Genomic DNA, 15,339 nt, shown 5'->3' with positions numbered 1-15,339 from the left:
TCGGTGGCCTGACCGTGGCTACGGCGCCCAGTGGATGTCGACGGGAAGCTCGGTATCGGCGAGAACGCGCCCGATCGGATAGGACGAGCTCGGCCCCTGGCTGATCGCGTCCTCCAGCACCTTCTTCTTGTCGGCACCGGTGATGGCGATGATCACCGCCGCTGACGAGACGATCGCCGCACGGCTGAGCGTCACGCGCGCCACGGGCGCTTCGGGCGGCAGCGGGTCGGGCATGACGCCGAGCATCCGGCGCTCCTTGGGACCGTTCAGCGCTTCGTCGAAATCCGGACCCGGGAAGATCGAGGCGGTATGGCCGTCTCCGCCAATGCCGAGCAGGCAGAGGTCGAGCGGCCAATGCAGATCCTGCATCAGCGCGTCGGCCGATCGGCCCGCCGCTTTGTAGTCCGCCGTCGCTTGCGGAACGATCGGCATCACGCGCGCGCCGAGCGGCAGGAAGGTCTTGGCGATCATCGTCACGTTGGACAGCGGGTCGCCCAGCGGCACGATGCGCTCGTCGCCGGGGATGATCGTCACCCGCTTCCATTCGAGCTTCGCCTTGGCGAGCCGTGCGTAGATCGGGATCGGCGTCTTACCACCGGCCAGCGCGACCACCGCACCGCCGCGCGCTTCGATCGCGCTTTCGATGATGAACGCGATATCGCCCGAGACGGCATCCGCCATCTCGTCGGTATCGTCATATTCCCACCATTCGATTTCTTCGTTGGTTGCCATGTTGCTCTTCGCTCTTAAAGCCCTCTCCCGCTTGCGGGAGAGGGTTGGGTGAGGGTCTTCTTTCTTCCAGCTGTGGGGCAACAGAAGACCCTCACCGCTGCGACTAAGGCCGGCTGCGCCGACCTAAGTCTCGCTCCTCTCCCGCAAGCGGGAGAGGATTTTAGAAACTCAATCGTCCTGCCACGTCACCCCATCGCGCTCGGTCAGCGCGATCGAGGTCGACGGACCCCAGCTGCCCGAGGCATAGCTCTTGGGCTTGGTGTCGTTGGCCGTCCAGCCGGCACGGATCGCGTCGGTCCAGGCCCATTGCGCCTCCACTTCGTCGCGACGAACGAACAGGGTCTGGTCGCCCTCGATCAGGTCGAGTAGCAGGCGTTCATAAGCGATGCGGCGGCGCGTGCCGGCGAATTCCGCGTCGAGGCTGAGATTGAGCGGCACTTCGCGCAGATGGATACCCTCGCGATCGAGACCCGGCTCCTTCGCCATCACCAGCATCGAGATATATTCCTCGGGCTGCAGGCGGATGATCAGCTTGTTGGGCTGGAGCAGGCCGCCGCGCCCGGCGAACATCGAATGCGGCACCGGCTTGAACTGGATCGCGATCTCGCTGCGGCGCACCGCCATGCGCTTACCGGTGCGCAGGTAGAAGGGTACGCCTTGCCAGCGCCAATTCTCGATGCTCGCCTTGATCGCGACGAACGTCTCGGTGGTCGACGGCTTGCCGAGTTCCTCCAGATAGCCCTTGACGATCTTCCCGTCGACCGCGCCGGGGCCGTACTGACCAGTGACGGTCAGATGCGGCACTTCCTCTGGCGTCATTACGTGCAAGCTACGGAAAACCTTGGCTTTTTCGTCGCGGATCGCGTCCTTGTCGTAACGGGCAGGGGGCTCCATCGCGATCAGCGCCAGCAGCTGCAGCATGTGGTTGGTGACCATGTCGCGCAGCGCCCCGGCGCCATCATAATAGCCGGCGCGCTCTTCCAGTCCGACCGTCTCCGCGATGGTGATCTGGATATTGTCGATGCCCTGCGCATTCCACACCGGCTCGTAGAACGAATTACCGAAGCGCAGCGCCAGGATGTTCTGGACGGTCTCCTTGCCGAGATAATGGTCGATCCGGAAAATCCGGTCCTCGGGAAAGACCGCGGCGACCGCGTCGTTGATCTCGCGGCTCGAGGCGAGGTCGTAGCCGAGCGGCTTTTCGAGCCCGATGCGGACATTGCCATGCGCCAGGCCCGCGCCGTTGAGACCCTTGATCGTCGCTTCGAACAGGCTCGGCGCGGTCGACAGGAAAATCGCAAGCCCCTTCGAGGTGTCGCCGAGTTCGTCCGACAGGTTCTTGAAATGGTCGGCCTCGGTTGCGTCGAGCGCTTGATAGTTCAACCGCTTGAGAAAGGAGGCGATCTTGTCCTTGTCCTTGCGATCCTCGGGCAGGTATTTTTCGAGCGCTTCCTTCGCAAATTTGCGGAACGCACCGTCCTCGAACACCGTCCTTGCGGTGCCGGTGATCGTCATGTTGGCCGGCAACAACCCGTCTTCGTCGAGGCCGTAGAGCGAAGGCAGCAACATGCGCTGCGACAAATCCCCGGTCGCGCCGAACAGCAGCAATTTGTCGAGCGGCTGGCGCGTTCCGGGCATCTAGCTTTCCTCGTTTAGACCGTTGGCCCTGCGCTTGGCGCAGGGCGGAGAGTGTGGAGACCGACGAATTTAAGGCGTCGCGCTCATAAAGTCAGGCCCGTGACCGGGTCGAATCCCGCCATGATGTTGAGATTCTGCACCGCGGCCCCCGCCGCGCCCTTGCCGAGATTGTCGAGCGTCGCGACCAGCCGCGCTTGTCCGGCCTCGGCATTGCCGCAGACGCGCAAGGTCAGGCGGTCACTGCCGGCATCGTCCTCGATTGTCACGAACTGGGCGTCCGCCGCGCCCATGCGGATCAGCGGACTGTCCTTATAGGCTTCGGCCAGCGTCGTTTCGATCTGCGCCAGCGACGGTTTGCGTGGGAGGGCATGGAGCGGCACGGGCACTTCGACGATCATGCCGCGGTACGTGTCGGCGACCGCGGGCGCGAAGATCGGCGGATGCGCAATCCGGGCATGCTTCTGCATTTCTGCGACATGTTTGTGCGCCAGACCCAAAGCATACAGCCGGGCGCGGGTGTTGGCCTTACCCTCTTCGAACTCGGCGATCATCGATTTGCCGCCGCCCGAATAGCCCGAGATCGCGTTGACGCTGAGCGGCCAGTCGTGCGGGATCAGCCCCGCGCGGACCAGCGGCCGGACCAGCGCGAGAAAGCCGGTCGGATAGCAGCCAGGATTGCTGACGAAGCGCGCCTCGGCGATCACCGCCTGCTGGGCCGGTTCGAGCTCGGCGAAACCATAGGCCCATCCCTCGGCGACGCGATGCGCGGTCGAGGCGTCGATCACCCGCGTCTTGTCCGACGTGATCATCGCCACCGCTTCGCGCGCGGCATCGTCGGGCAGGCACAGGATGACGAAATCGGCATCGTTCAGCGCCTGTTTGCGCGCGGTCGAATTCTTGCGCACCGCTTCGTCCAGCGTGACGAGGGTGACGTCGCTCCGCCCGGACAGCCGTTCGCGGATCTCTAGCCCGGTGGTGCCGGCACCGCCATCGATGAAGACGTTGACGTTCATGCCGCCAGATCCAGTGCCGTGCGGTCGACATAGCCGGCCAGGCGGTGTTCGGGCGACACACCCCAGGCGACCTCGCGCAGGACTTCCAGCACTTCGAAGCTCTCACCGACGGTGAGTTCGGCGAGCGGCTCGGACGTGGGGGATGATTCGGCGTGCAAGGTCACGGCGCGGGTTACTACACAGGGCAGGGGCGCAGCGTAATGCGGCGCGAATACGTATTCGGCGAGCCGAACGTCGGCCAGGTCGGGGCGAATCGCGTTGTGGCGCGGGTCTATCGATATCGACGGACCCGTCAGCGCGAAGGTTCTACGCGGTGGCTCTGCGGGCGCGGGGCGGGTCGCTTTCTCCCACAAATTGTCCGAATTCTTCAAGAAAGCCTGCCCCTTCGGTGGTACGCGCGATAAAGATGTTGCGCTTGTCGGTATCGTCGCGCTGGCGGCGCAGATAGCCGAGCGCCCCCAACCTGTTCAAGGCGCGTGTCACGACGGGCTTGGAAACGTTCAACGCGCGGGCCAGACCGCGCACCGTATGCGGCCCCGGACTGAGATAAACGACGAGCAACAGCGCCATCTGGCGGTTGGTGAGATCGGGCTCGCCGGATCGGACATAATCGACCAGCGTATTCATCCACCGCGTTAGCGGGGAGCTGTCGAAAGTGCTGGCAATGTTCATGTCGGTGCTCACTGATTGTCCACAAGGCTCGAAAGGCGGTCGCTATCGCAGGCGTAACAACGTGCGCCGGGGCGATTGAGTTTCAGTGCGGACACGAAATGTCATGGAAACGCCACGTGTCGTCCGGTGGATGAGCGGTTGATCGCGGGGAAGGGGTCGCCTATGTCCCCGCTTTCTCCAGTTTCGCAGGTCACAGTCGTTCGATGCTCTTCACTTTCGTCCTTGTCGTTCAGTTGCTCGTCGGATCGGCGCTCGTCACCATCATCCTGATGCAGCGCTCCGAAGGTGGCGGCCTGACCGGTGGCGGCAGCCCGGCCGGATTGATGTCCGCGCGCGGTGCTGCAGACTTCCTGACGCGGTCCACGGCGATTTTGGCGACGATCTTCGTCACCTTGACCATCATCCTGGCGGTGATGGCGGCGACGCGGCATGCGACCTCGATCGACACCTCGCTCAATCGCGCGGCGCCGATCAACGCGCCGGCGGGCACTGCCCCGCAGCCGGCGGGTGGCGCGTTTGGTGGCGCGGCGGCCAATGCGGCGGCGGGTGCCGGCAGCAACGTCACCTTCCCGGGCGCTCTGGCGCCGGGCGAGAACAAGGTAGCTCCGGCCAGCAACGGCGCGGTTCCCGTCCGCTAAATCCATTTCGTTCTAATCGCCCGCGCGGACTTTTTGTTCGCGCGGGCGGAGTCGCGTGCTTGCGGCTTACCCCCAATACCAGCTAGGCGATGACTCCCATGGCGCGGTTTATTTTCATTACCGGCGGCGTGGTCTCCTCGCTGGGCAAAGGTTTGATGGCGGCTTCACTGGCTGCCCTCCTCCAGGCACGCGGCTATCGCGTCCGCATCCGGAAGTTCGATCCCTATCTCAACGTCGATCCGGGCACGATGAGCCCGTATCAGCATGGTGAGGTCTATGTGACCGATGACGGGGCGGAAACCGACCTCGATCTCGGCCATTACGAACGGTTTACCGGCGTTGCTGCCCGTCAGTCGGACAACGTCACCTCCGGCCGGATCTATCAGCAGATCATCCAGCGCGAACGCCGCGGCGACTATCTCGGCGCCACCGTCCAGGTCATCCCGCACGTCACCGACGCGATCAAGGCGTTCGCGCTCGCCGAGACCGACGATCTCGATTTCGTGCTGTGCGAGATCGGCGGCACGGTCGGCGATATCGAATCGCTGCCGTTCATCGAAGCGATCCGCCAGATTCGCAACGATCTTGGCCGCGGCAATTCGGTCAGCATCCACGTCACGTTGGTGCCGTACATCGCCGCCGCGGGCGAGCTGAAGACCAAGCCGACCCAGCATAGCGTACGCGAGCTGGCGGCATTGGGCGTCCAGCCCGACGTGCTGGTGTGCCGCTGCGAGCAGCCATTACCCGCGAGCGAGCGCGCGAAGATTGCGTTGTTCTGCAACGTGCCGAAGGAAGCGGTCATTCCGGCGCTCGACGCCAAGAGCATCTACGCCGTGCCGGTCCAATACCATGAGGAAGGCCTCGACGACGCTGTCCTCAATGCTTTCGGGATCGATTCCGAAGCACTGCCCGATCTCGCGCGCTGGACCGACATCATGGATCGCCTGACCAACCCGGAAGGGGAAGTGACGGTTGGCGTGGTCGGCAAATATGTCGGCCTGCAGGACGCGTACAAGTCATTGAACGAAGCGCTGGTCCATGGCGGCATCGCCAACCGGGTCAAGGTCAACGTCCGCTGGATCGACGCCGAATTGTTCGAACATGCCGATAGCGACGTCACGGCGAGCCTGGAACCCTGCCACGCGATCCTGGTCCCCGGCGCGTTCGGCGAGCGCGGGGCGGAAGGCAAGATCGCCTCGGTCAAATTCGCACGCGAACGCAACGTCCCCTATTTCGGCATTTGTTTCGGGATGCAGATGGCCTGTATCGAGGGCGCGCGGAACCTGGCGGGGATCGAGAAGGCCTCGTCAACCGAATTCGGCCCGACCGAGGAACCGGTGGTCGGCATCATCACCGAATGGATGTCGGCTGAAGGCGTTCAAAAGCGCGAAGCGGGTGGCGATCTGGGTGGCACAATGCGGCTTGGAGCCTATGACGCCAAGCTCGACGGTAACAGCGTCGTTTCGTCAATCTATGGCTCGACCGACATCAGCGAGCGGCACCGCCATCGCTACGAGGTCAATACCGGCTATCGCGAACCGCTCGAAAAAGGCGGGCTGGTGTTCAGCGGCATGTCGCCCGACGGAATGCTGCCCGAGATCGTCGAGCGCCCCGATCATCCCTGGTTCGTGGGCGTCCAGTTCCACCCGGAACTGAAATCCAAGCCGTTCGACCCGCATCCGTTGTTCGCCAGCTTCATCGCGGCGGCGGTGCGGCAGAGCAGGTTGGTCTAGACGTCACTGCTTTTAGGAGTCGCCCGGCGTCAGTACCCTCAGCGCGCCTGCGCGGATGCGGAATTCGAGTGGGGAGTCCATCCGCTTCAGTTCGCCGTCGAGTGCGATTTCGATCGATCCGCCGCTCGAACTGACGGTAAGTGTCTCGCATTCGCCGAGCGTCTCGAAATCGAGCGAGCGTTCAGCGCGCCCGACCAGCGCGCGCAGGGCGAACCAGATCAGCGCCGCGCGCCGTCGATGCGTCACGGCATAGATCGACAATTTGCCGTCGGTCAGGGTACCGCGTTTGCCAACCTCGCCGCGATCAAGCGAATAGACGTTGTTGCCGACGAACAGCAGTGGCGTGACGATCCTGCGCTCGCCTTTGCCCCAATCGAGCCGCAACCGATGATGCGGTAGCCGCTCGAGCACGGCGAACGCCGCTGGCAGCGTCGACAGCCATTTGGGCCAGCCCTTGGCACGGCGCAAACCTTCGCGCTTGCGCACCATCAACGGGTAGAGCCCGATCGACGCGTTGTTGACGAAGACCTGTCCGTTGACCTCGCCGACGTCGATCGCGACAGGCTGGCCATTCACCGCAACCTTGGCGGCCTCGCCCAGATCGGTGGGGATGCCGAGATCTCGCGCCAGATGGTTGAGCGTGCCGAGCGGCAGCAGGCCGAGTTCGGTATCGCTGCCCGCGAGGATTTGCGCAGCGCCGGCAGCGGTGCCGTCGCCGCCCGCGACGATCACCCGTCCCGATCTCGCTGCCGCCTCGATCGCTTCGGGGATTTGCTCGCCATCGAGCGCTGTGACGTCGGCCGTTGTCCCCGCTTGTGTAAAAGCTTTTTCCAGCTCTCCGACCAGCGCGTCGCCCATCTTGGCCGCCGTGCCGCCAGTCTTGTTCACGGTCACCTGCAGCGTCTTCATCGCCGACAGCTAACAGGACGACCGGCGCCATCGAAACGAAAAAGGCGCCCGGACCTGTCGGCCCGGACGCCCATTGGCGCTTTCAAGGGAGCGAGAAAGCGCCGGTCTGTCAGGCCGCCTTGGTTTCGTCAGCGGCCGGGCTGGTCTCGATTGCGGCGAGCGGGGCGCCCGTCTTGATCGCGATTGACTGCGGCTTCAGCGCCTCGGGCACTTCGCGCACCAGGTCGACGGTCAGCAGACCGTCATTGAGCCGCGCATCGTCGACCCGGATGAAGTCGGCGAGTTCGAAGCGGCGCTCGAAGCTGCGCGTCGCGATACCGAGGTGAAGATAGGCCGACTGATCGCCGTCCTTGTCCTTCTTGCCCTTGACGGTCAGCAGGTTCTGCTGGGCGACGATCTCGATCTCGTCGCGGCGGAAACCGGCGACCGCGATCGTGATGCGATAATGATCCTCGGCAATCCGCTCGAGGTTGAAGGGCGGGTAATTGTCCCCGCCATTCTGCCGCGCCGAGGCTTCGAGCATATCGAACAGGCGATCGAAGCCGATCGTCGAGCGGCGGTAGGGAGTAAGGTCGAACTGTCGCATTTAATCATCCTCCATTGAGCGATGTCACAACGACGCGACCCCGATGGGCGTCGCGTCATCGCATATCTGGGGCATTCCGGCGCCGGTTCAAGAGTGCCTGTCCGACAAAATATCGTTATCTTTCAACGGTGATAAAGTTTGGCTTGCGTAGCTGGTCAGACGATCTTGCTTTTATTCCCAGCAACTCAGTGGGGATTAAGGCGTTAATCAATCGTCTAGGGGATTACCGAATCATGCTCGCTGCGTTTCCGCTCCTGCTTGCCGCCGCATCGCCGCAAAGCATCGCGCTCGCCGACAACGCCGCTCGCCCGGCAGCGCCGGTCGTCGCGCCAGACGATACTGCCGCCAACGCACCCTCACCGGCGCCCGAGCCCCAAGCCGATCCGCAAGCCGCGCCGACGCCAGGGGGCGACATTGTCGTCACCGCACGCCGCCGGTCGGAACGCTTGCAGACCGTGCCGCTCGCGGTGGCGGTGTTGAGCGGCGAAACGCTGGCCAATGCCGGGGCGTTCAACGTCAACCGGCTCCAGCAATTCCAGCCCGCGCTGCAATTCTATTCGAGCAATCCGCGCAATTCGGCGATCAATATCCGCGGTTTGGGGGCGCCGTTCGGGCTGACCAATGACGGCATCGAGCAGGGCGTCGGCCTCTATATCGACCAGGTCTATATCGGCCGCGTCGGCGCCTCGACCTTCGATTTCGTCGACATCGATCGCGTCGAGGTGCTGCGTGGGCCGCAGGGGACGCTGTACGGCAAGAACACCACCGCGGGCGCGGTCAACATCACGACCAAGAAGCCCAACCTTTCGTCGCCAGAAGCGACGTTCGAGGTCAGCGCCGGCAATTACGGCCTGGTCCAGCTGAAAGGCTCGGCCTCGGCGCCGATCGCCGACGGCAAGTTGGGCGTGCGTCTGTCGACTTCGGTGAGCAAGCGAGGCGGGTCGATCTACGACACCGCGATCGACAAGAATCTGCAGAAGCAGGACAATTTCAGCGTGCGTGGGCAGTTGCTGTGGCAAGCGACGCCCAATCTGGATTTCAACTTCTCGGCCGATTTCAGTCTGCAGAATCCCTATTGCTGCGTGCAATATTACGCCCGGGTTGGCGCGACGCAGCGGCCGCTCAACCGCCAATATGCCGCGCTGGCCGCGGCGCTCGGCTACAAGCCGCCGAGTTTCGATCCGTTCGACCGCGTGACCGACCTCGACGCATCGATCAACTCACGCCAGGAGGTCGGCGGGCTGTCGCTGGTCGGCAGCTGGGACGTCGGCGGCGCGACAATCACGTCGGTAACCGCCTGGCGCTATTGGGATTGGCAGCCCGCCAACGACCGCGATTTCGTCGGCTTGCCGATCACCACCGTCTCGCAAAATCCGTCGCAGCAGAAGCAATGGTCGCAGGAATTGCGCCTCGCCTCGAACGGCGACGGTAAGCTCAACTACACGCTCGGCGCATTCTTCTTCGACCAGACGATCGATACGCAGGGGTCGCAGGTGCAGGGCCCGGCGGCGAGCCGGTGGCTGCTCAATCCTGGCAACGTACCGGTAGGATCGAGCGGTTGCGCCACGCCGACGGCCAATGCGTGCAATCCGCTGGTGCTCGACGGGCTGACCTCGACCAACTCGATCCATTTCAGCAATCAGAGCTTCGCCGTGTTCGGCAAACTCAATTGGGAAGCGGCGCCCGGCTTTCACATCCAGCCCGGCCTGCGACTCAATTACGACAAGAAATCAGGCTTTTACGAGTCGGTCGTCAGCATCCACAACGCCAAGTACAATTTCGTCGCGACGGCGGATAATGTCGCGACCCTGCTGCAGAACGGGACCGCGCTTGCCGATCAGCTCAATACGCTGGCGCCGCAACGTTACAGCCCGAAATTCAGCGCCTGGAACCTGTCCGGCGACCTGACCCTGTCCTACGATTTCTCCAAGGACATTCACGGCTATGCGACCTATGCGCGCAGCTTCAAGTCGGGCGGGATCAACCTGTCGGGACTGCCGCTCAATTCCACCAATACCGGAGTCGACCTGTCGACCCAGACGGTAAAGCCCGAGAAGGAGAATCACTTCGAGCTCGGGTTGAAGACGCAGTTCCTCGACCGCCGGGTGACGTTCAACCTCGCCGCGTTCTGGACCGACATCAAGGATTACCAGGCGACCGTGAACAACGGGCAGACGACCGTTATCCGCGGCTATCTGGCCAATGCGGCGCGGGTCCGCGTGCGCGGCATCGAGTTCGACTCGTCCTTCCGCCCCAGTCCGCGGCTGAGCCTGTACACCAACGGCGCCTTCACGGATGCCAAATATGTCCGCTTCCGCAATGCGCCGTGCCCGCCCGAATTGTCCGGCGGTAACCCGGCGCTTCCCGGTCAGACGCCGGCGGCGCCCGGCACGCCGGGTCTCAGCCCCTTGGTTTGCGATATCTCGGGATCGGTTCTGCCCGGCATCTCGAAATGGTCGTTCTCGTTCGGCGGCGAAGTGAACGTGCCGGTCAGCGGGGGCCAGGTCTATCTCGGCTATGACGGCAGCTATCGCTCGAAATTCTCGTCCAACCCGTCGCGCTCGCTCTACACCGATATCAATGGCTATTCGCTGTCGAACTTCCGGCTCGGTTTCCGCAAGGACAAGTGGAACCTGTACGGCTGGGTGCGCAATGCGTTCGACCAGCATTATTTCGAGCTGCTGAGCACGCAATCGGGCAGCACGGGGCTGATTGTGGGCCAGCCGGGCGACCCGCGGACTTATGGCGGGACGTTCCGGATTAGTTTTTGATCAAGGCGTCGCCCTGGCGAAAACTAACGTCAACCCTGAGGAATACTAACGTCACCCCAGCGAAAGCTGGGGTCTCAGGCAGTAGCCCCCTCATGAGATGCCAGCTTTCGCTGGCATGACGGAAGAGGGCGGCATGACGGCATGAGGGCAGGCGGGGCGCCGGTCGACGAAAGGGGCACCGGTCGGCGAAGCCGCCGTCGCTCGGGCCGCGTTGCGGACCGGCGGCCGTTTGGGGCGATGCGCTTCGCGCACCGGCTCGCAGCTTCGCTGCTCGCCTTCGCCCCAAATGACAAACGCCCGGGCCGTTTCCGACCCGGGCGCCTGCGTGACGATTGCTCGTCAGCCCCCTTGTAACTTCCGCCCGCACGCCTCTTTTAAGGCGGAGCTGGAAGCGATCCCCGAACCACGGCCATTGACCTGCGTTTCGCGAAGCAAACTGCTAAGCGGCGACTGGTGTCTTGTCATCGCCAAACAACGGGTCGCCGCACGATTGCGGCGCGCATGTGTCGAATCCGCCACAGCACCGCCTTGGTTGCCTGTAATCGCGATACGCCTTAGGGTCTGTACTCAATAGCGACGGGGTCGAGACGGAGCGGATTTTGTCGCGTGGGTAGGAGCGAGGAGGGAGCGATGCATTATGCATCGTGACCGACGAGCGACGCCCTCCACGCGACAAAATCCGCCCGCCCCGATGAGGTTGCGTTGTGGAGCCCGCCGGACGTCGTCGCTTGCTTGCGCGTAGCTCAAGCTACGCGACTGCGCTGCGCTCCTCGCCGACGGGCTCCACAACGCAATCTCGATCCCCGCCGCTATCGAGTACAGACCCTAAGCACCCGACATTCCGGGGGCGGATCGCGAGGCCTGATTGATTCTCCTGTCGAGCTACGAACGCATGATTGCCGGGCGCTATCTGTTGCCCGGCAAAGGCGAGCGCTTCATCGTTCTCGTCGCCGGGTTCAGCCTAGGCGCGGTGATGCTGGGCGTCGCCGCTTTGGTCATCGTGATGAGCGTCATGAACGGCTTTCGCGCCGAATTGTTCGACAAGATCGTCGGACTGAACGGCCATGCCGTGATCCAGGGCTATGGCGGCCGTCCGCTCAACGACTGGCGGCAATTGCTTGCACGCGCCAAGGCGACGCCAGGCGTCACCAGCGCGGTGCCGATGATCGAACAGCCGTTGATGATGACCAACAATGGTCGCGCCGAGCCGATCAGCCTGCGCGGGCTGACTGTGCCCGATATCCGCGGCAATCCGACGATTGCCGGTCATGTCGTCGCCGGCGACCTCAACAGCGTGACCGCCGGCAGCAACCGGATCGCGATCGGATCGCGCCTGGCCGAAACGCTTGGCGTCGATATCGGCAGTCAGGTCACGATCTGGAGCCCGATGGGACAATCGACCCCGTTCGGCACCGTGCCGCGGATGGTGTCCTATACGGTCGGCGCAATCTTCGAGATCGGCGTCTACGATTACGACAAGGTCTATGTCGTCATGCCGATGGAGGAGGCGCAGACCCTGCTGCTGCTTGATCCCGACACGGTGGGGATGATCGAGGTCAACACCAGGGACGCCGATCAGGTCGGGCCGATCCTGGCGCCGCTGCGCGCGTCGCTTGGCCAGACCGCCGCCGTAAGCGATTGGCGCCAGATGAACGCGCAATTGTTCGAGGCGCTGGCGATCGAGCAAGTGTCGATGTTCGTGATCCTGTGCATCATCATCCTGGTCGCGGCGTTCAACATCGCGTCATCGCTGATCATGCTGGTCCGCGCCAAGACGCGCGACATCGCGATCCTCAGGACGATGGGCGCGCCGCGCGCCGCGATGGTCAGGATCTTCATCACCGTCGGCACGACGATCGGCATTCTCGGCACGATCGCGGGGCTGATCCTGGGATTCGTCCTGCTTTATTTCCGCCAGCCGATCGTCGACTTCGTGCAAAAAGTGTCGGGGCAGAATCTATGGGATCCCTCGATCCGCTTCCTGACCGAACTGCCATCCAAGCCCAATCCGATCGAGATCGCGATGGTCGTCGCGATCACCTTGCTGCTGACCTTCCTCGCGACGCTGTACCCGGCGTCGCGCGCCGCCAGCACCGACCCAGTCCAGGTGCTTCGCTATGAGTGACGCCGTCCTCGCCACCACCGGCCTGACCCGCAGCTTCGAGCAAGGCGGGGAGACGATCCACGTCCTGCGCGGGGTGAACTTGTCGATCGCGCCCGGTGAGATCGTCGCGCTGCTCGGCCCCTCGGGCTCGGGCAAATCGACCTTGCTCCAGGCAGTCGGCCTGCTCGAAGGCGGGTTCGGCGGGTCGATCCGCATCACCGGCACCGAAGCGGCGCAGATGAGCAGTTCGGAGCGTACCGCGACGCGCCGCGACATGCTGGGCTTCATCTATCAATTCCATCACTTGCTGCCCGATTTCAACGCGATCGAGAATGTCGTGCTGCCGCAATTGGTGAAGGGGGCCTCGCGCGCAGATGCCGACGCTCGCGCGGCCGACCTGTTGACGACGCTCGGCCTGGGGCATCGCCTGACGCATCGGCCGAGCCAATTGTCGGGCGGCGAGCAGCAACGCGTCGCGGTCGCCCGCGCGCTGGCCAACCGGCCCGCCTTGATCCTCGCCGACGAGCCCACCGGCAATCTCGACGAGGCGACCGCGGAGATCGTGTTCGGCGAATTCCTGCGGCTGGTGCGGCAGGAAGGGTCGGCGGCCGTGGTAGCGACTCATAACGAGCGGCTGGCCGCGCGGATGGACCGCGTCCTGCGCCTGCACGAAGGGCACCTTCAATGAATGCTTCCGCGCGCCGCCAGATGCGGATCGTCGCGGGATTGTTCGTCATCGGATCGCTCGTCATCGGAGCATTGCTCTACCTGTGCTGGCCGGTGGTTGGTCTAATGTTCGACGGTCAGCGCACCGGGCGCTATTATTCGATCCCATCGCAAAGCATGATGCCGAACCTCATCCCGGGTGATCGGGTTCTGCCGCGCCGTCGCCAACCGGGCGAGCCGACACGGGGCGAGGTGATCGTCTATCGGCGCACGCCGGACGAGGTGCGCGTCGCCCGCGTAGCCGCCGTGGGCGGGGATACGATCGAAATGCGCGGCGGCTTTCCCTGGATCAATGGCGTGGCCGCCCGGCGGCGCGAGCTTGGGGCCGGCCCGACGTTAGACGGGAATACTCGGAGCCTGCTCTATGCCGAGCGGCTGCCGGGTGAACGCGGCTCGCATCGCGTTATCAGGATGACGATCCCGGGTCCGTTCGACGATATGCCTGCCGCCAAGGTTCCGCCCGGCACGCTGTTCGTGCTGGGCGACAATCGCGACCAGGCGGCCGACAGCCGAGCACCTGTCGATGAAATGGGGGTCGGGATGGTGCCGATCGAGCAGGTGCTGGGCGTGATCGACTATATCGCCTGGTCGAAGGTCAAGGGGCGCATGGCGAGACCGATCGACCGGCGCGATCCCGCGACTTCAGCCGGTAGCGGAAAGTGATGAGCGATCCCTGGCGGACGATTCCGACGCTGAACGGCCGGCACGTCACGCTCTCGCCGCTGACACGTGACGATCGAGAGGGCATCCTCGCGGCGTTCGCCTCTGACCTGAAGGGCGCCTTTCACACCACCATACCCAATTCGTCCACGGTCGAGGCTTGGTACCAACGGCTCGAACGCGAGTTCGAGGCCGGGCGCGCGATGCCGTTCACTGTCCGCGATGCCGCCGGAGAGATCGCCGGCGTCACGCGCTTCCTGCGCATGGCGAAGCAGCACCGCCGGGTCGAGATCGGCGGCACGGTCTATGCCACGCGCGTTCAGCGCACCGGGCTCAACACCGAGGCGAAGATGCTGCTGCTGACCCACGCGTTCGAGGCGCTCGGCTGCTTTTGCGTCCAGATCCGCACCGATTTCCTCAATCGCCAATCTCGCGCGGCGATCGAGCGGCTGGGCGCGCGGATGGACGGGGTGATACGCGGCCATCTCATCCTCAACGATGGCCATTATCGCGACAGCGTGCTCTATTCGATCCTCGAACACGAATGGCCGGGGGTGAAGCGCAATATCGCCGCCTTGATGGCCCGTTATGAGGGGAAGGGCGCATGACCGCGATCACCGAGTTTCACGTCAAGGCGGCGGATGGTAGCGACGCCGACCTCTCGGCCTATGCCGGCAAGGTCCTGCTGGTCGTCAACGTCGCCTCGAAATGCGGCTTCACGCCGCAATATGAAGGGTTGGAGGCGCTGCATCGCAAATATGCCGATCGCGGGTTCGAGGTGCTGGGTTTCCCCTGCAACCAGTTCGGCGCGCAGGAGCCGGGCAATGCCGAGGAAATCGCGAACTTCTGTTCGCTGACCTATGACGTGACCTTCCCGGTCTTCGCCAAGATCGACGTCAACGGCTCGGGCGCCGATCCGCTTTACGGCGAACTCAAGAAGCAGGCGCCCGGGTTCCTAGGTACCGAGGGCATCAAATGGAACTTCACCAAGTTCCTGGTCGGCCGCGACGGCCAGGTGGTCGAACGCTATGCGCCGACCACCAAGCCCGAAGAGATCGCGGCGGATATCGAAAAGCTGCTTTGAACGCGCGTACCGTCGAAAGTTGTGGGTAAGCTCGCCGCCGGGGTGGCCAAGGCGGGGCGAGCGACTTAGGTTG

At 63.9% G+C, this 15,339-nt stretch carries 15 protein-coding genes; 8 read left to right on the top strand and 7 right to left on the bottom strand.

The window, feature by feature from the left end; genetic code table 11:
- Positions 1–18: 18 nt before the first annotated feature.
- The 5 genes from pgl to AC1DRD_RS07970 form a co-directional block, all read right to left on the bottom strand.
- On the bottom strand, positions 19–732 hold the full coding sequence (gene pgl / locus AC1DRD_RS07990) for a 6-phosphogluconolactonase (RefSeq protein WP_478030220.1): 714 nt from the start codon (positions 730–732) through the stop codon (positions 19–21).
- A gap of 168 nt (positions 733–900) precedes the next feature.
- Positions 901–2,370, bottom strand: a complete 1,470-nt coding sequence (gene zwf, locus AC1DRD_RS07985; protein WP_478030219.1) for a glucose-6-phosphate dehydrogenase — start codon at positions 2,368–2,370, stop codon at positions 901–903.
- 83 nt (positions 2,371–2,453) lie between these two features.
- Positions 2,454–3,383, bottom strand: a complete 930-nt coding sequence (argC, locus tag AC1DRD_RS07980) for an N-acetyl-gamma-glutamyl-phosphate reductase (RefSeq protein WP_478040965.1) — start codon at positions 3,381–3,383, stop codon at positions 2,454–2,456.
- The gene (locus AC1DRD_RS07975; RefSeq protein WP_478040964.1) at positions 3,380–3,754 is read right to left on the bottom strand and encodes an SH3 domain-containing protein; all 375 of its coding nucleotides are present in this window, start codon (positions 3,752–3,754) and stop codon (positions 3,380–3,382) included. The genes argC and AC1DRD_RS07975 overlap by 4 nt, the downstream gene beginning before the upstream one ends.
- Positions 3,690–4,010: a MarR family transcriptional regulator gene (locus AC1DRD_RS07970; RefSeq protein WP_066583478.1), complete on the bottom strand. Its 321-nt coding sequence runs from the start codon at positions 4,008–4,010 to the stop codon at positions 3,690–3,692. Before AC1DRD_RS07970 ends, AC1DRD_RS07975 begins: the two co-directional genes overlap by 65 nt.
- Before the next feature lie 248 nt (positions 4,011–4,258).
- On the opposite strand from AC1DRD_RS07970, the gene secG reads away from it, so the two are divergent.
- Both secG and AC1DRD_RS07960 read left to right on the top strand, forming a co-directional pair.
- Positions 4,259–4,693, top strand: a complete 435-nt coding sequence (gene secG / locus AC1DRD_RS07965; RefSeq protein WP_478040963.1) for a preprotein translocase subunit SecG — start codon at positions 4,259–4,261, stop codon at positions 4,691–4,693.
- A 98-nt stretch (positions 4,694–4,791) separates the two neighbouring features.
- Complete coding sequence (locus tag AC1DRD_RS07960; protein ID WP_478040962.1) at positions 4,792–6,426, top strand: CTP synthase; 1,635 nt, start codon at positions 4,792–4,794, stop codon at positions 6,424–6,426.
- 12 nt (positions 6,427–6,438) lie between these two features.
- Here AC1DRD_RS07960 and AC1DRD_RS07955 read toward each other — a convergent pair whose 3' ends face one another.
- Positions 6,439–7,335: a diacylglycerol/lipid kinase family protein gene (locus AC1DRD_RS07955; protein ID WP_478040961.1), complete on the bottom strand. Its 897-nt coding sequence runs from the start codon at positions 7,333–7,335 to the stop codon at positions 6,439–6,441.
- Positions 7,336–7,444: 109 nt separating this feature from the next.
- A complete protein-coding gene (locus AC1DRD_RS07950; RefSeq protein WP_478040960.1) occupies positions 7,445–7,921 on the bottom strand; it encodes an Hsp20 family protein in 477 nt (158 codons plus the stop codon).
- Positions 7,922–8,154: 233 nt separating this feature from the next.
- Here AC1DRD_RS07950 and AC1DRD_RS07945 point away from each other — a divergent pair, with 233 nt between their 5' ends.
- From AC1DRD_RS07945 to AC1DRD_RS07920, 6 genes are all read left to right on the top strand, one after another.
- Complete coding sequence (locus AC1DRD_RS07945) at positions 8,155–10,692, top strand: TonB-dependent receptor (RefSeq protein ID WP_478030210.1); 2,538 nt, start codon at positions 8,155–8,157, stop codon at positions 10,690–10,692.
- 868 nt (positions 10,693–11,560) lie between these two features.
- Positions 11,561–12,817 (top strand): lipoprotein-releasing ABC transporter permease subunit, encoded by a 1,257-nt coding sequence (locus AC1DRD_RS07940; protein ID WP_478030474.1) that lies wholly within the window; start codon positions 11,561–11,563, stop codon positions 12,815–12,817.
- Entirely contained in the window at positions 12,810–13,484 is a 675-nt protein-coding gene (locus AC1DRD_RS07935; protein WP_478030209.1) for an ABC transporter ATP-binding protein, read from the top strand. The genes AC1DRD_RS07940 and AC1DRD_RS07935 overlap by 8 nt, the downstream gene beginning before the upstream one ends.
- Positions 13,481–14,185 carry a signal peptidase I gene (gene lepB / locus AC1DRD_RS07930; protein ID WP_478030208.1) on the top strand — a complete coding sequence of 235 codons (705 nt, stop codon included), beginning with the start codon at positions 13,481–13,483 and terminating at the stop codon, positions 14,183–14,185. Before AC1DRD_RS07935 ends, lepB begins: the two co-directional genes overlap by 4 nt.
- Complete coding sequence (locus AC1DRD_RS07925) at positions 14,185–14,790, top strand: GNAT family N-acetyltransferase (RefSeq protein ID WP_478040959.1); 606 nt, start codon at positions 14,185–14,187, stop codon at positions 14,788–14,790. Before lepB ends, AC1DRD_RS07925 begins: the two co-directional genes overlap by 1 nt.
- Positions 14,787–15,266, top strand: a complete 480-nt coding sequence (locus AC1DRD_RS07920) for a glutathione peroxidase (protein WP_478030206.1) — start codon at positions 14,787–14,789, stop codon at positions 15,264–15,266. Before AC1DRD_RS07925 ends, AC1DRD_RS07920 begins: the two co-directional genes overlap by 4 nt.
- Positions 15,267–15,339: the final 73 nt, after the last annotated feature.

Source organism: Sphingomonas sp. P4_G2, assembly GCF_056401155.1.
The sequence above is the reverse complement of the archived record's forward strand: the minus strand, read 5'-3'. Positions and strand labels throughout refer to the sequence as shown.

Excerpts from the sequence above, each read along its gene's own strand:
- AC1DRD_RS07960 (WP_478040962.1), top strand. The coding sequence starts at position 4,792 with ATGGCGCGGTTTATTTTCATTACCGGCGGCGTGGTCTCCTCGCTGGGC.
- AC1DRD_RS07945 (WP_478030210.1), top strand. The coding sequence starts at position 8,155 with ATGCTCGCTGCGTTTCCGCTCCTGCTTGCCGCCGCATCGCCGCAAAGC.
- AC1DRD_RS07955 (WP_478040961.1), bottom strand. The coding sequence starts at position 7,335 with ATGAAGACGCTGCAGGTGACCGTGAACAAGACTGGCGGCACGGCGGCC.
- AC1DRD_RS07950 (WP_478040960.1), bottom strand. The coding sequence starts at position 7,921 with ATGCGACAGTTCGACCTTACTCCCTACCGCCGCTCGACGATCGGCTTC.
- pgl (WP_478030220.1), bottom strand. The coding sequence starts at position 732 with ATGGCAACCAACGAAGAAATCGAATGGTGGGAATATGACGATACCGAC.
- AC1DRD_RS07935 (WP_478030209.1), top strand. The coding sequence starts at position 12,810 with ATGAGTGACGCCGTCCTCGCCACCACCGGCCTGACCCGCAGCTTCGAG.
- argC (WP_478040965.1), bottom strand. The coding sequence starts at position 3,383 with ATGAACGTCAACGTCTTCATCGATGGCGGTGCCGGCACCACCGGGCTA.
- lepB (WP_478030208.1), top strand. The coding sequence starts at position 13,481 with ATGAATGCTTCCGCGCGCCGCCAGATGCGGATCGTCGCGGGATTGTTC.
- secG (WP_478040963.1), top strand. The coding sequence starts at position 4,259 with ATGCTCTTCACTTTCGTCCTTGTCGTTCAGTTGCTCGTCGGATCGGCG.
- AC1DRD_RS07920 (WP_478030206.1), top strand. The coding sequence starts at position 14,787 with ATGACCGCGATCACCGAGTTTCACGTCAAGGCGGCGGATGGTAGCGAC.
- AC1DRD_RS07925 (WP_478040959.1), top strand. The coding sequence starts at position 14,185 with ATGAGCGATCCCTGGCGGACGATTCCGACGCTGAACGGCCGGCACGTC.
- AC1DRD_RS07970 (WP_066583478.1), bottom strand. The coding sequence starts at position 4,010 with ATGAATACGCTGGTCGATTATGTCCGATCCGGCGAGCCCGATCTCACC.
- zwf (WP_478030219.1), bottom strand. The coding sequence starts at position 2,370 with ATGCCCGGAACGCGCCAGCCGCTCGACAAATTGCTGCTGTTCGGCGCG.